This is a genomic window from Ideonella alba, from assembly GCF_018069845.1.
In the GTDB taxonomy this organism is placed as follows: Bacteria; Pseudomonadota; Gammaproteobacteria; order Burkholderiales; family Burkholderiaceae_C; genus Ideonella; species Ideonella alba.
Genome location: NZ_JAGQDD010000014.1, coordinates 71,608 through 84,461, shown reverse-complemented (window position 1 = coordinate 84,461; position 12,854 = coordinate 71,608). Strand labels below are relative to the sequence as shown.

The 12,854-nt window shown below is 71.2% G+C and carries 13 protein-coding genes; 6 read left to right on the top strand and 7 right to left on the bottom strand.

The window, feature by feature from the left end:
• Positions 1-2 precede the first annotated feature (2 nt).
• The 3 genes from serS to KAK03_RS17130 are packed head-to-tail and all read right to left on the bottom strand — an operon-like array spanning position 3 to position 2,851.
• Positions 3-1,322: a serine--tRNA ligase gene (gene serS, locus KAK03_RS17140; RefSeq protein WP_210855599.1), complete on the bottom strand. Its 1,320-nt coding sequence runs from the start codon at positions 1,320-1,322 to the stop codon at positions 3-5.
• A 60-nt stretch (positions 1,323-1,382) separates the two neighbouring features.
• Positions 1,383-2,357 (bottom strand): 4-hydroxy-3-methylbut-2-enyl diphosphate reductase, encoded by a 975-nt coding sequence (ispH, locus tag KAK03_RS17135; protein WP_210855597.1) that lies wholly within the window; start codon positions 2,355-2,357, stop codon positions 1,383-1,385.
• Positions 2,357-2,851, bottom strand: a complete 495-nt coding sequence (locus KAK03_RS17130; RefSeq protein ID WP_210855596.1) for an FKBP-type peptidyl-prolyl cis-trans isomerase — start codon at positions 2,849-2,851, stop codon at positions 2,357-2,359. The genes ispH and KAK03_RS17130 overlap by 1 nt, the downstream gene beginning before the upstream one ends.
• A 27-nt stretch (positions 2,852-2,878) precedes the next feature.
• Here KAK03_RS17130 and radC point away from each other — a divergent pair, with 27 nt between their 5' ends.
• From radC to KAK03_RS17115, 3 genes are read left to right on the top strand one after another with little or no spacing between them, the layout of a single operon-like run.
• Positions 2,879-3,553, top strand: coding sequence for a RadC family protein (gene radC, locus KAK03_RS17125; protein WP_210855594.1), 675 nt, complete (start codon positions 2,879-2,881; stop codon positions 3,551-3,553).
• A gap of 42 nt (positions 3,554-3,595) precedes the next feature.
• Positions 3,596-4,519 carry a class I SAM-dependent methyltransferase gene (locus KAK03_RS17120; RefSeq protein WP_210855592.1) on the top strand — a complete coding sequence of 308 codons (924 nt, stop codon included), beginning with the start codon at positions 3,596-3,598 and terminating at the stop codon, positions 4,517-4,519.
• A gap of 11 nt (positions 4,520-4,530) precedes the next feature.
• Positions 4,531-6,618, top strand: a complete 2,088-nt coding sequence (locus KAK03_RS17115) for an EAL domain-containing protein (RefSeq protein WP_210855590.1) — start codon at positions 4,531-4,533, stop codon at positions 6,616-6,618.
• Here the strand turns inward: KAK03_RS17115 and KAK03_RS17110 are convergent.
• Genes KAK03_RS17110 through KAK03_RS17100 form a run of 3 tightly spaced genes read right to left on the bottom strand, consistent with a single transcriptional unit; the run spans position 6,594 to position 8,605 of the window.
• A complete protein-coding gene (locus tag KAK03_RS17110) occupies positions 6,594-7,601 on the bottom strand; it encodes an LLM class flavin-dependent oxidoreductase (RefSeq protein ID WP_210855588.1) in 1,008 nt (335 codons plus the stop codon). The genes KAK03_RS17115 and KAK03_RS17110 overlap by 25 nt on opposite strands.
• A gap of 27 nt (positions 7,602-7,628) precedes the next feature.
• Complete coding sequence (locus KAK03_RS17105) at positions 7,629-8,081, bottom strand: DUF1569 domain-containing protein (protein ID WP_210855585.1); 453 nt, start codon at positions 8,079-8,081, stop codon at positions 7,629-7,631.
• The gene (locus tag KAK03_RS17100; RefSeq protein WP_210855583.1) at positions 8,078-8,605 is read right to left on the bottom strand and encodes an Mpo1 family 2-hydroxy fatty acid dioxygenase; all 528 of its coding nucleotides are present in this window, start codon (positions 8,603-8,605) and stop codon (positions 8,078-8,080) included. Before KAK03_RS17100 ends, KAK03_RS17105 begins: the two co-directional genes overlap by 4 nt.
• A gap of 81 nt (positions 8,606-8,686) precedes the next feature.
• On the opposite strand from KAK03_RS17100, the gene KAK03_RS17095 reads away from it, so the two are divergent.
• Positions 8,687-9,424 (top strand): Crp/Fnr family transcriptional regulator, encoded by a 738-nt coding sequence (locus KAK03_RS17095; RefSeq protein WP_210855581.1) that lies wholly within the window; start codon positions 8,687-8,689, stop codon positions 9,422-9,424.
• Here KAK03_RS17095 and pobA read toward each other — a convergent pair.
• On the bottom strand, positions 9,391-10,584 hold the full coding sequence (gene pobA, locus KAK03_RS17090; protein WP_210855579.1) for a 4-hydroxybenzoate 3-monooxygenase: 1,194 nt from the start codon (positions 10,582-10,584) through the stop codon (positions 9,391-9,393). The genes KAK03_RS17095 and pobA overlap by 34 nt on opposite strands.
• Before the next feature lie 192 nt (positions 10,585-10,776).
• On the opposite strand from pobA, the gene KAK03_RS17085 reads away from it, so the two are divergent.
• Complete coding sequence (locus tag KAK03_RS17085) at positions 10,777-11,766, top strand: hypothetical protein (protein WP_210855578.1); 990 nt, start codon at positions 10,777-10,779, stop codon at positions 11,764-11,766.
• 36 nt (positions 11,767-11,802) lie between these two features.
• Positions 11,803-12,744, top strand: a complete 942-nt coding sequence (locus KAK03_RS17080; RefSeq protein ID WP_210855576.1) for an extracellular catalytic domain type 1 short-chain-length polyhydroxyalkanoate depolymerase — start codon at positions 11,803-11,805, stop codon at positions 12,742-12,744.
• Positions 12,745-12,854 lie beyond the last annotated feature (110 nt).

The following is a 12,854-nucleotide window of genomic DNA, read 5'->3' as shown; positions in this document are numbered from 1 at the left end:
GCTCAGGCTCCGATGAACTCGTCGCCGCCCAGGTAGGGGCGCAGCGCGGCCGGCACGCGGATGCGGCCGTCGGCCTGCTGATGGTTCTCCAGCACCGCCACCAGCGCACGGCCCACCGCCAGGCCCGAACCATTGAGGGTGTGGACCAGCTCGGTCTTGCCCTGGGCGTTCTTGAAGCGCGCCTGCATGCGGCGGGCCTGGAAGGCCCCCATGTTGCTGCACGAGCTGATCTCGCGGTAGGTGTTCTGCGCCGGCAGCCAGACCTCCAGGTCGAAGGTCTTCACGGCCCCGAAGCCCATGTCACCGGTGCACAGCAGCACCACGCGGTAGGGCAGCTCCAGCCCCTGCAGGATGGCCTCGGCGTGGCCGACCATCTGGTCGAGCGCGGCGAAGCTCTGGTCAGGGGTGGTGATCTGCACCATCTCGACCTTGTCGAACTGGTGCTGGCGGATCATGCCGCGGGTGTCGCGTCCGGCGCTGCCCGCTTCCGAGCGGAAGCAGGGCGTGTGGCCGGTCAGCTTGATCGGCAACTGGTCAGCGCTGAGGATGCTGTCGGCCACGGTGTTGGTCAGCGTGACCTCCGAGGTGGGGATCAGGTACCACTTGTTGCCGGCCTCGTCGCCGTCGCCCGAGGTGACATGGAACAGGTCCTGCTCGAACTTGGGCAGCTGGCCGGTGCCGCGCATGGCGGCGGCGTTGACCATGTAGGGCGTGTAGCACTCGGTGTAGCCGTGGCGCTGGGTGTGGGTGTCCAGCATGAACTGGGCGAGCGCGCGGTGCAGACGCGCCACCGGGCCGCGCATCAGCGAGAAGCGCGCGCCGGCCAGCTTGACGCCGGCCTCGAAGTCCAGGCCCAGCGGCGCGCCCAGGTCCACGTGGTCCTTGACCGGGAAGGCATAGGTGCCGGGTGTGCCCCAGCGGCGCACCTCCTGGTTGGCCGTCTCGTCCGGGCCCACCGGCACGCTGTCGTCGGGCAGGTTGGGGACACCCAGCAGCAGGCCCTGCAGCTCGGCCTGCAGCGCGTCCAGGCGCGTGGCGCCGGCCGTCATCTCGTCGGCGATGCCGGCCACCTGGGCCATCAGCGCCTCGACCTGGGCGGCCGTGTCTTCGCCCTTGGCGGCTTTGCCCTTGAGCTGGCCAATCTGCTTGCTCAGCGCATTGCGCTGCGCCTGCAGCTCCTCGGTGCGGGTCTGCAGCGTCTTGCGCTCGGCTTCCAGTGCGCCAAAGCGCGGCACGTCCAGGAAGGGCTGCGGGGTCTTGCGGGTCTCAAGCTTGGCCACGACCGCGTTCAGGTCACGGCGCAGCTGGGTGATGTCGAGCATGGAAGTCTCTCTTCGCGAATTCGAATCGGGGCCGGCGCAGCGCGTCGGCGGGCGGCAGGATCAGGCCTCGGAGCGCCCGGATCGCTCGGCCGCGAAGGCCGCCATCGACTTGTCGCCCAGGCCCTTGGGCAGCGGAAACTGGATCGTCTCCTCAACGCCCGTCATCTTGCGCACACCGGTGGCGCCCAGCGCCTTCAGGCGGGCGATCACCTGCTGCACCAGCACGTCGGGCGCGCTGGCGCCAGCCGTCAGGCCCACGCGCGGGCGGCCGTCCAGCCAGGCAGGCTGCAGGTCGTCGGCGGCGTCGACCATGTAGGCCGGCGTGCCCAGGCGCTCGGCCAGCTCGCGCAGGCGGTTGCTGTTCGAGCTGGTGGGGCTGCCCACCACGATCACCACATCCACCGCCGGGGCCAGCACCTTGATCGCGTCCTGGCGGTTCTGGGTGGCGTAGCAGATGTCCTGCTTCTTGGGTTCGCGCACGTTCGGGAAGCGCGCCTTCACCGCGGCGTGGATGGCCGCGGCATCGTCCACGCTCAGCGTGGTCTGGGTGACCACCGCCAGGCGGTCGGGGTTCTTCACCGGCACGGTGGCCACATCGGCCTCGTCCTCGACCAGGTAGATGCCCTCATGCAGCTGGCCCATCGTGCCTTCCACCTCGGGGTGGCCCTTGTGGCCGACCATGATGAACTCGTAGCCCTCCTTCGAGAGCTTGGCCACTTCCACGTGGACCTTGGTGACCAGCGGGCAGGTGGCGTCGAAGATGCGAAAGCCCCGGGCCTCGGCCTCGGCCTGCACCGCCTTGCTGACGCCATGCGCCGAGAAGATCAGCGTGGCACCGGCCGGCACCTCCGAGAGCTCCTCGATGAAGATCGCGCCCTTGGCCTTCAGGTCGTTGACCACGTAGGTGTTGTGGACGATCTCGTGGCGCACATAGATCGGCGCGCCGTACAGCGTGAGCGCGCGCTCGACGATCTCGATCGCCCGGTCCACCCCGGCACAGAAGCCACGCGGTTCAGCCAGCAGGATCTCGCCCATCACAGCACCCCGATCACCTGGACCTCGAAGGTCACGGCCTGGCCGGCCAGCGGGTGGTTGAAATCGAACTCGACCCAGCCCTCGCCCACGGCCCGCACCACACCGGCGAAGCGGCCGGTGTTGTCGGGGGTGGGGAACTCGACCACATCACCCACGTGGTACTCGGCCTCGGGGTCGCCCATCTCGTTCAGGACCTGGCGCTTCAGACGCTGCACCATATCGGGGTTGCGCGGGCCGAAGGCCTCGCCCGCCGCCAGCGTGAAGGCCTGGCGTGCGCCCTCCTGCAGCCCGATCAGGCGCGCCTCAAAGGCCGGCGACAGCTGGCCGGCGCCCAGCGTCAGCGTGGCCGGCTTGTCGTGGAACGTGGTGACCACGTCGGCGCCGTCGGGGCCCGCAAGGCGGTAGTGCAGGGTCAGGAAGGACCCTTGCTGGATGGTGTTCACGGTGGGAAAACTGGTAGTCTGGGCGCTGATTTTACGGGTCGCCCCACGCATGGGCGCCTGAATCTCAGGGAGACGGGCATGACGATCAAGGATCTGCCGGCCGAGTTGCGGCCGCGCGAGAAGCTGCTGGCCCGCGGGCCGGCCGCGCTGGCCGACGCCGAACTGCTGGCCCTGCTGCTGCGCACCGGCCTGCCGGGCCAGGGTGTGCTGGCGCTGGCGGGCAGCCTGCTGGAACGCTTTGGCGGCTTTGGCGGCCTGCTGCACGGCACGCCGGCGGATTTCGGCCAGGTCAAGGGCCTGGGGCCGGCCAAGCGGGCCGAACTGGCCGCGGTGATGGAGATGGCGCGGCGCGCGCTGGCGCAGCAGATCCGCGCGGAACCGGTGTTCGACGCCCCGACCAAGGTCAAGGACTTCGTCGCGCTGAAGCTGGGCGGCCAGCGGCGCGAGGTCTTCGGCGTGCTGTTCCTGGATGGCCAGCACCGGCTGATCGAGTGGCGCGAGCTGTTCCAGGGCACCCTCACGCAGACCAGCGTCTACCCGCGCGAGGTGGTCAAGGAGGCGCTGGCGCTGAATGCCGGCGCGGTGATCCTGGCCCACAACCACCCCAGCGGCCTGGCCGAGCCCTCACGCGCCGACGAGTACCTGACCCAGGCGCTCAAGAGCGCGCTGGCCCTGGTGGACGTGCGGGTGCTGGACCACCTGGTGGTGGGCACCGGCCAGGTGGTGAGCTTCGCCGAGCGGGGACTGCTCTGAGCCGGGGTATGGTCGCGGCCACACCCACACGCTGACCTGCCCATGCACGCCCTGCTGACCACCCTGCGCCAGATGACCCTGCCCACCGAGGCGGCGCGGGTCTTCCACGGCCGCGGCGGCCTGCACCCGGGCTGCGAGGCCTGGACGCTGGACTGGTATGACCCGGTCTGGCTGCTCACCAGCTTTGCGCCCGCCAGCGAGGCCGACCTGGCGGCGATCGGCGCCGCACTGGCCGCGCGCTGGGCCGAGCTGGCGCCCGGCCAGCCGCTGAACTGGGTGTTCCAGCAGCGCGACGAGATGCGCGCCGACAACCGTCTGATGGCCGGCCAGATCCCCGAGCCGCATGTCGTCATGCTGAACGGCGCCCGCTTCGGCGTGCACCTGCTGCGCGGCCAGAACCACGGCCTGTTCCTGGACATGGCCGAGGGCCACCGCTGGGTGCGCGAATGGGCGGCGGCGCATCCCGGCGCGCGGGTGCTGAACCTGTTCGCCTACACCGGCGCCTTCTCGGTGGCGGCCCTGCGCGGCGGCGCCGCCCGGGTGGACAACTACGACATGGCCCGCGGCGCGCTGGCCATCGCCAAGCGCAACCACCTGCTCAACGGCCTGGACCAGGGCGCGGCCTTCCTGCCGCACGACATCTTCAACTCCTGGGGCCGCATCACCCGCCACGGCCCGTATGACCTGGTGGTGATGGACCCGCCCAGCCACCAGAAGGGCAGCTTCGTCGCCGACAAGGACTGGGCGCGCCTGCTGCGCCGCCTGCCTGAGCTGCTGGCGCCCGGCGGCGAGGCCCTGCTGTGCCTGAACTCGCCCAAACTGGGTGAGGAGGTCCTGCGCCAGACCCTGGCTGAAGCCGCGCCGACGATGGAAGTGGTTGCGCGCCTGCCCAACCCCGCGGCCTTCGCCGACGTCGATCCGCAGCGCGCGCTCAAGGTGCTGCAGGTGCGTCGCGCGGCGGCGTAGCATCGGCGGCCATGATCGACCGCGCACGCCTGTGGCTGCTCGCCGTGCGCGACAGCTTCGTGATGCTGTTGCCGCTGACGGCGCTGGGCATCGGCGCGGTGCTGCTGTACCACTTTCCCTGGGCGCCCTACCGGGACCTGACCCAGTCCTGGTTCGGGCCGGACTGGGCGCATGCGCTGAAGGCGGTCGAGCGCTCGACCCTGGGCGTCTTCGGTCTGGCCCTGTCGGCCCTGGTGGCGGTGCGGCTGACGCGTCTGCTGCCGCCGCCGCGCGCGCTGGACCAGCACCTGCCGGCGCTGGCCGTGGGCACCCTGTCGATGGCGAACTACCTGCTGTGCGGCCGCATGCTCCACCCAGGCCAGCCGCCGGTGCTGGACAACCTGGTGCAGGGCATGCTGGTGGGCGTGGCCACGGCGGAGCTGCTGCAGCGCTGCGGCGCCTGGCACTGGCTGTGGCCCCGCGGGCTGCCCTTCGGCAGCGATGGCCAGTTCTTCCATGCGCTGCGCATCACGCCGGCGGCGGTGTTGAGCAGCCTGGTGCTGATGGGCGCCGCCTGGCTGCTGGCACCGCTGCTGCGCCCGGACGGCCAGTGGGTCGACCCGGCACTCGCCTGGCTCCACGCGCGCAGCAACCCCCAGCAGTGGCTGACACTGACCGCGGTGCTGCTCAATCAACTCGCCTGGAGCGTCGGCATTCCCGGGGGGCATCTGCTGGACATGGACACCGCCACGCTGTTCGCACCCACCGGCGGCCCGCCACTGCCGGGCCGGATGTGGCGGCCGGTGTTCGACAGCTTCGTGCTGATGGGCGGCAGCGGCGCCACCTTCGGCCTGATGCTGGCGATGCTGTTCAACAGCCGCCCCGGGGCCACCCGGCGACTGGCCTGGCTGTCGCTGCTGCCGGGCAGCTTCAACATCAACGAGACCCTGATCTTCGGCCTGCCCCTGGCCCTGAACCGCCACTTCCTGCCCGCCTTCATCGGCGTGCCGGTGCTGATGGCGGTGCTGACCCTGGTCGCCTTTGACCACGGCTGGCTGGCGCTGGCGATCAGCGATGCCCGTTCGGTACCCTGGACCACGCCGCCGTTGATTTCCGGCTGGCTGATCACCGGTTCCTGGCGGGGCGCGGCCTTCCAGGCGCTGCTGCTGGCGCTGTCGACCGCGCTGTACTGGCCACTGGTCAGCCGCTGGGAACGCCGCCGCGAAGCCCTGGACAGGCAGACCCTGGACGCCACGGTGGCCGCGCTGCTGGACACGACCGCCGGCACCGTGCCGCCGCTGCGCCGGCAGGACAACGTGGGCGGCAGCGCACGCGAACTGCTGGCCGACCTGCGCCAGGCCCTGGAGCGCGGCGCGCTGGTGCAGCACTACCAGCCGCAGGTCGATACCGCAGGCCACTGCGTCGGCGTCGAGGCCCTGCTGCGCTGGCATCACCCGCGCCATGGCCCGATCGCCCCAGGCGCAGTGGTCGCTCTGGCTGAGCAGGGTGGGCTGATCGACGCCCTGGGCGACTGGGCGCTGGACACCGCGCTGGCCTGCAAGGCCCGCTGGAACCGCCAGGGACTGCCGCCGGTGGTGATGGCGGTGAACCTCTCGCCCACCCAGTTGCGCGACCGCCGCCTCGCCCAGCGCATCGGTGCGGCGCTGCAGCGCCACGGCCTGCGCGCCGAGGAGCTGGAGCTGGAGCTGACCGAAACACACGCGGTGCCTGCGCTGCGCGAGGTCGACGAGACGCTGCAGGCGCTGGCGCAGACCGGCGTGCGCCTGTCGATGGATGACTTCGGCATGGGCTATTCGTCGCTGCTGCAACTGCGCCGCATCCCGGTGCACACGATCAAGATCGACGGCTCGATCACCCGCGACATCGTCAGCAGCCGCAGCGACGCCGACATCGTGCGCAGCATCGCCCAGCTGGGGCGCGCGCTGGGCGTGCGGGTGCTGGCCGAGTTCGTTGAAACCACCGAGCAGCGCCAGTGCCTGGCCGAACTGGGCTGCGGTCTGTTCCAGGGCTACCTGCACAGCCGGCCGCTGTCGGCCGAGGACTGCGCCGCGCTGCTGCAGACGGCGGGCGGTCGTCAGCCCAGCGTCGCCATCGCCTGAGCCGCGATGTCCAGCGAACGCCAGCGCAACTCGGGCTCGTAGACGTCGCAGACCAGCATCAGCTCGTCGGCGCGGGTGGCCTCGAGCAGGGCGGCGAAGCCCTGGCGCACGGTGTCGGGCCCGCCCACCACGGCGCAGCCCAGGAAGTCGGCGATGCCGGCGCGCTCCGCGGGCGACAGTGACTCGACGAACCCGGCCTGCGGCGGCTGCAGGCGCTGGCGGTCGTTGCGCAGGATGCCCAGCACCCGCTGGTAGACGCTGCTGGCCAGGAACTGCGCCTCGTCGTCGGTGGGGGCCGCCACCAGTGGCACGCCGATGATCACCTTCGGCTGGGCCAGTTCGGCGCTGGGGCGGAACAGCCGGCGGTACAGGTCCAGCGCCTGCAGCAGCAGCCGCGGCGCGAAGTGCGAGGCAAAGGCATAGGGCAGACCGCGCTCGGCCGCCAGCTGGGCCGAGAACAGGCTGGAGCCGAGCAGCCAGATTGGCACGCGCGTGCCGGCGCCGGGCATGGCCAACACGCGCTGGCCTGGGGCGGGGTCGTCCAGCAGTTGCTGCAGCGCGGCCACGTCGCGCGGGAAGTCCTGCTCTGATTCAACCCGGTCGCGGCGCAGCGCGCGCATGGTCTCGCGGTCGGTGCCGGGCGCGCGGCCCAGGCCCAGGTCGATCCGCCCGGGGTAGAGCTCGGCCAGCGTGCCAAACGCCTCGGCCACCACCAGCGGCGCGTGGTTGGGCAGCATCACCCCGCCCGAGCCGACGCGGATGCGCCGCGTGGCGCCGGCGATGTGGCCCACCAGCACCGCGGTGGCGGAGCTGGCGATGCCCGCCATGTTGTGGTGTTCGGCCAGCCAGTAGCGGGTGAAGCCCAGCCGCTCGGCATGCAGGGCGGTCTGCCGGGCCACGGCCAGCGCATCAGCCACGCTGCGCCCATCGCGCACCGCGACCAGATCCAGCATCGACAGGGGAACGGGCTGCATCGGGTTCATCACCCGATCATCGCACCCAGACCAAAGTCACTCGGCCAGGAAGGCCTGCAGGTGGTCGGCCAGGTGCATCGCGTGGGCCTGCTCGTGACCGGCGCGGTCGAGTGCGCCGTAGGCGAAATGCGGTGACCAGGGCCCGGGCCAGGCGCGGAAGGCCGCGATCGCCGAGTGCAGCCGGGCCAGGGCCTGGGCCTCGTCGGCATGGTCGGGCGGCGGGGGCTCGCCGGGCACCGGCGCACGGCGGTCGTGCGACATCCAGCCACGCCGCCGGAACACCGCGAAGGCCAGCGCACCTACGCTGAGCTGGAACCAGCGCGGCTTGGGCTGCGGGAAGCCCTGCATCGAGTACTCGATGCCCTGCGCGCAGTGCAGCAGCGCCTGGGCCAGGGTACGGCCTTCGACCACGGCCGGAAGCGACGAGCGCGGCAGCGCTGCCAGCCCGGTCAGGGCCGCGTCGAAGTCGTGCCAGCGCAGGCGGCTCATCCGCGGGCCTGCGGCGCCAGGGCCTGCGGATCCCGACGGGCCACCGGGCCGGCCGCGGCATCGATCGCCTGCGCCACCTCGCGGCGCCAGCCCAGCCGGAATCCCGCCTCGGCCGCCACGAACAGCGGCCCGATCACCAGGCCGACCAGATCATCCACGAAGGCCGGCTTGCGGCCTTCCCACCAGTGGCCGACGAACTGGAAGACCCAGCCGACGATGAACAGGCCGATGCCCCAGGCCAGCCAGCTGGCGGTGCTGCCCGCGGCCAGCCCCTGGGCGCCCCAGAGCGCCAGTGCCAGCAACGCCGTCATCGCCACGCCGTAGCGCCCGTCCAGGCGCAGGTAGTACACCGAAAAGGCCGCCGCCAGCGCCAGCGCAGGCGACAGCGCGCCCCAGGCGGGACGCGACAGCAGCACCGCGATCGCGAACGTGATCATCGGGATGCCCACGAAGTGGGTGGCGATGTTGCGCGGGTCGCGGTGGTAGCGGGCGTACTGGATCAGCTGTTCGTTCAGGGTTTTCATGGTGGCACCTCGGGGACGCTGGGGGCGCAGTATTCGGCCTGAGGCGGCCCGGCGACTATCGGGCAGCCGACAATTCCCACGATGCCCCGCTCAGGACAAACCCCGACCGATGACTGGCTGACCCCGCTGCGGGCCGGCCGCTGGTTTGCCGACCTGGGCGAGCCCGCCCAGCGCGCCCTGCTGGCCGAGGCGCGCTGCGTGACGCTGGGCGCGGGTGACACGCTGTTCCGGCGCGGCGATGCCTGCGACGGCCTGTATGCGGTGCTGGATGGCGCCGTGCGCATCGGCGCGGTGGACGCCGCCGGGCGCGACCTGCTGCTGCAGGTGCTGGGCGCGCCGCACTGGTTCGGCGAGATCGCGGTGATCGACGGTGGCGCGCGCACCCACGATGTCAGCGCCCGCGGCGAATGCCGCCTGCTGCAGGTGCCGCAGGCGGCGCTGCAGGCCTTGCTGGCGGACGATCCGCTGTGGTGGCGTCACCTGGGTCGGCTGCTGGCCGAGAAGTCGCGCGCGCTGCTGGCCGGCCTGGAGCAGATCGCGGCCCTGCCGGCGCCGCAGCGCATCGCGCTGCGCCTGCTGGCGCTGGCCGAGGGGCACGGCATGCTGGCCCCGGGTGTGGTGCAGCGCGAGCTGGCGCTGAACCAGGAACAGCTGGGCGCGATGCTGGCGCTGACGCGCCAGACCGTCAGCGAGACCCTGGGCGACTTCGAGGCCCGCGGCTGGCTGCGCCGCGGCTATGGCCGCATCGAGCTGCTCAATGCCGACGCGCTGCGCGCACTGGCCGATCAGCCACCAAAGTCCAGCGGCAGGCCGACATAGTTCTCGGCGATGGTCTTCAGGCCGTTGGCCGAGTGCATCAGGTAGTCGAGTTCGGCACTCTTGAGCTTGGCCTCGATCGGGCCCTCGTCCGGGAAGCGGTGCATCAGCTGCGTGAACCACCAGCTGAAGCGCTCGGCACGCCAGATGCGGCGCAGGCAGCGCTGCGAGTAGTGGTCGATGCCGGCGTCGCTGCGCTCGGCGTAGTGCTCGATCAGCGCGCTGCTGAGGTATTTCACATCGGTGGCCGCCAGGTTCAGGCCCTTGGCGCCGGTGGGCGGCACGATGTGGCCGGCGTCACCCGCCAGGAACAGGCGGCCAAAGCGCAGCGGCTCGGTGACGAAGCTGCGCAGCGGGGCGATGCTCTTCTCGATCGATGGCCCGGTGACCAGCTTGTCGCGCCCCTCCTCGTCCAGGCGCAGGCGCAACTCCTGCCAGAAGGCCTCGTCGGTCCACTCCTCGATCTTGTCGGTCAGCGGCACCTGCAGGTAGTAGCGGCTGCGCGTGGTGCTGCGCTGCGAGCACAGGCTGAAGCCGCGCGGCGTGGCGATGTAGATCAGCTCATGGTGCACCGGCGGTGTGTCGGACAGCAGGCCCAGCCAGCCGAAGGGGTAGACCTTCTCGTACTCGGTGATCGCGCTGCGCGGCACGCTGGCGCGGCACACGCCGTGGAAGCCGTCGCAGCCGGCGATGAAGTCGCAGTGGATCTCGTGCGCGACGCCGTCCTTGGTGTAGGTCACGCGCGGGTGGGCGGTGTCGAAGTCGTGCACCGCCACGTCGCGCGCTTCGTACACCGTGGTGAGGCCCGCGGCGGCGCGGGCTTCCATCAGGTCGCGCGTCAGCTCGGTCTGGCCGTAGACCATCACATGCTGACCGCCGGTCAGGCCCGCCAGGTCCACGCGGTGGCGCTGGCCGTCGAACAGCATGTCGAAGCCGTCATGCACCAGGCCCTCGCGGTGCATGCGCGCACCCACGCCGGCCTCATCCACCAGGTCGATCGTCACCTGCTCGAGGATGCCGGCGCGGATGCGGCCCAGCACATAGTCGCCGGTCTGGCGCTCGAGGATGATGGCTTCGATCCCGGCCTTGTGCAGCAGCTGACCCAGCAGCAGGCCTGAGGGGCCGGCGCCAATGATTGCGACCTGGGCGCGTTGAGTGGCCATCGGAAACTCCTGATCGGTCGAGGGAATGGACGCGCATTGTTCGCCGTGGCAATGGCGCCGGCACTGCGCGGAAGGTCTAGCTGCTATACGGCCACAGCATAGGCAACGCCCAGCGCTCGCCGCTCCATGATCCGCCTGGCCCCCAGAAGCGGCGTACACCGATACACCCGCCGCTCGCAGAGGAGTCACACCATGCCCCCCAGCCGTCGTCTGATCTGTCTGGCCGCCCTGGCCGCGTGGCCCATGTGGAGCGCCGGCCAGACCGATGCGTCCACACTGCCCATTCAGGTCAATGTGGTGAATCCGGAAGACCTGCTCGACTCCAACAAGACCGTCGTCATCCCTACGGTCTACCTGACGCTGCTGGTCGATGGCCGGGTGGCGGCCACCAAGCAGTCGGGCCTGTTCAGCGGCGGCAACAACAGCGCCAAGGCGTCGGCCAGCTACCAGGTCGAGGGCCTGGACAAGGCCTTCGCGCAGCAGCTCGCCCAGGCCGCCTACGACGACGCCGTGACGCGCCTGCGCGCCGCGGGCTACACCGTGCTGACCTGGGCCGACATCAAGGACCGCGACATGGTGCGCGGCCTGGCCCGCGACACCAGCACCGGCCCGATGGGCCTGCCCACCGTCTCCGAGGGTGGCAACAACTACGTCATCGCCACGCCCAGCGACGAGCAGTTCTTCAAGAAGGGCCTGGGCGGCGGCTGGTTCGCCGAGTTCCAGCAAGGCGGCAAGAACCGCTTCACCGATGCCACGCTGATCATCCCGACCTACACCATTCACGCCCCGCAGGCGTGGACGGGCACCAGTGCCGGCTACAAGAGCATCTCGGCCGAGGCCAACGTGGCCGAGGGCATGAACCTGTGGGTGGCCAACGCGCACTGGATGGGCCAGCCCAAGTCGCGCATGATGCGCGGCATCCCGGGCGTGGCCACCAAGCAGCAGGTGATCAACGTCACCGAGAAGGCGGGCACCGTGACCAAGGTGGCCGACACCACGCCGCAGACCGCCAATGCCCTCAGCGGCCTGCTGGGTGCCCTGACCGGCACGGGATCGATCAGCGCCAGCAGTGGCCAGTACAAGCTGACCATCGACCGCGAGGCCTACACCCAGGGCGTGATGAACGGCGTGCGCGCCTTCAACGCCGAGCTGGCCAAGGCCGCCGCCGAAGCCAAGCCCTGAGGACCCCGGGACCGCACAGCGGCGCACAATCGCCGCATGACGCTGCGCCTTCGCCTGCTGCTGCTCCTGTGTGCCCTGCTCGGTCTGCCGGCGCACGCCGCTGACCTGGCCGCCGGCACCCACCACTGGCGCCTGGACTGGGCCGGCCAGTCGCGTGAACTGGTCGTGCATGTCCCGCCGGGCCTGCCCGCCGGCCTGCCGGTCCCGCTGGTGCTGGCGCTGCACGGCGGCGGCGGTCATGCGGCCTTCATGGCCGACGACGAGCGTTACGGCCTGAGCCGCCAGGCCGACCGCAGCGGCTTCGTGGTGGCCTACCCGAACGGCTTCAGCCGCCTGCCGGGCGGGCGCTTCGCCACCTGGAACGCCGGCGGCTGCTGCGGCGCCGCCCGCGACCGCGGCAGCGACGACGTGGGCTTCATCCGCGCCGTGGTGGCGTCGGTGCGCGAGCGCATCACAATCGACCCCACGCGCATCTTCGCCACCGGCATGTCCAACGGCGGCATGCTGGCGCACCGCCTGGCCTGCGACGCGGCCGACCTTTTCCGCGCCGTGGCCGCGGTGGCCGGCACCGATGCCACGCGGCAGTGCACACCGTCGCGGCCGGTGTCGGTGCTGCACATCCATGCGCGTGACGACACCCACGTACTGTTCAACGGCGGCGCCGGGGCGGAAGCCTTCCGCGATCGCGCCCAGGTGATGGACTTCGTCTCGGTGCCCGACACCATTGCCCGCTGGGTGCAGCGCGATCGCTGCAGCGGCGCACCCCAACGCATCCTGGAGCGGCCGGGCGCTTACTGCGAGGAGCACCGCGACTGTGCCGGTGGCAGCCGGGTGCGGCTGTGCGTCACCGACACCGGTGGACACTCCTGGCCCGGGGCCGAGCAGGTGCGGCGTGGCAAGCCGGCGGCGTCCACCGCGCTGGATGCCAACGAGGCGATCTGGCGTTTCTTTGACGACGTGTCGTCCGCGCGCCGCTGAGCAGCCCGCGCGGCTGTCAAGGGGTTCCCGAACGCGCCGCCCGGTTGTTCGCTTGCGGCCCGACCCGCTGCGGCGGATCATCACCACCGATCGCACCTGACGCCTGTGGC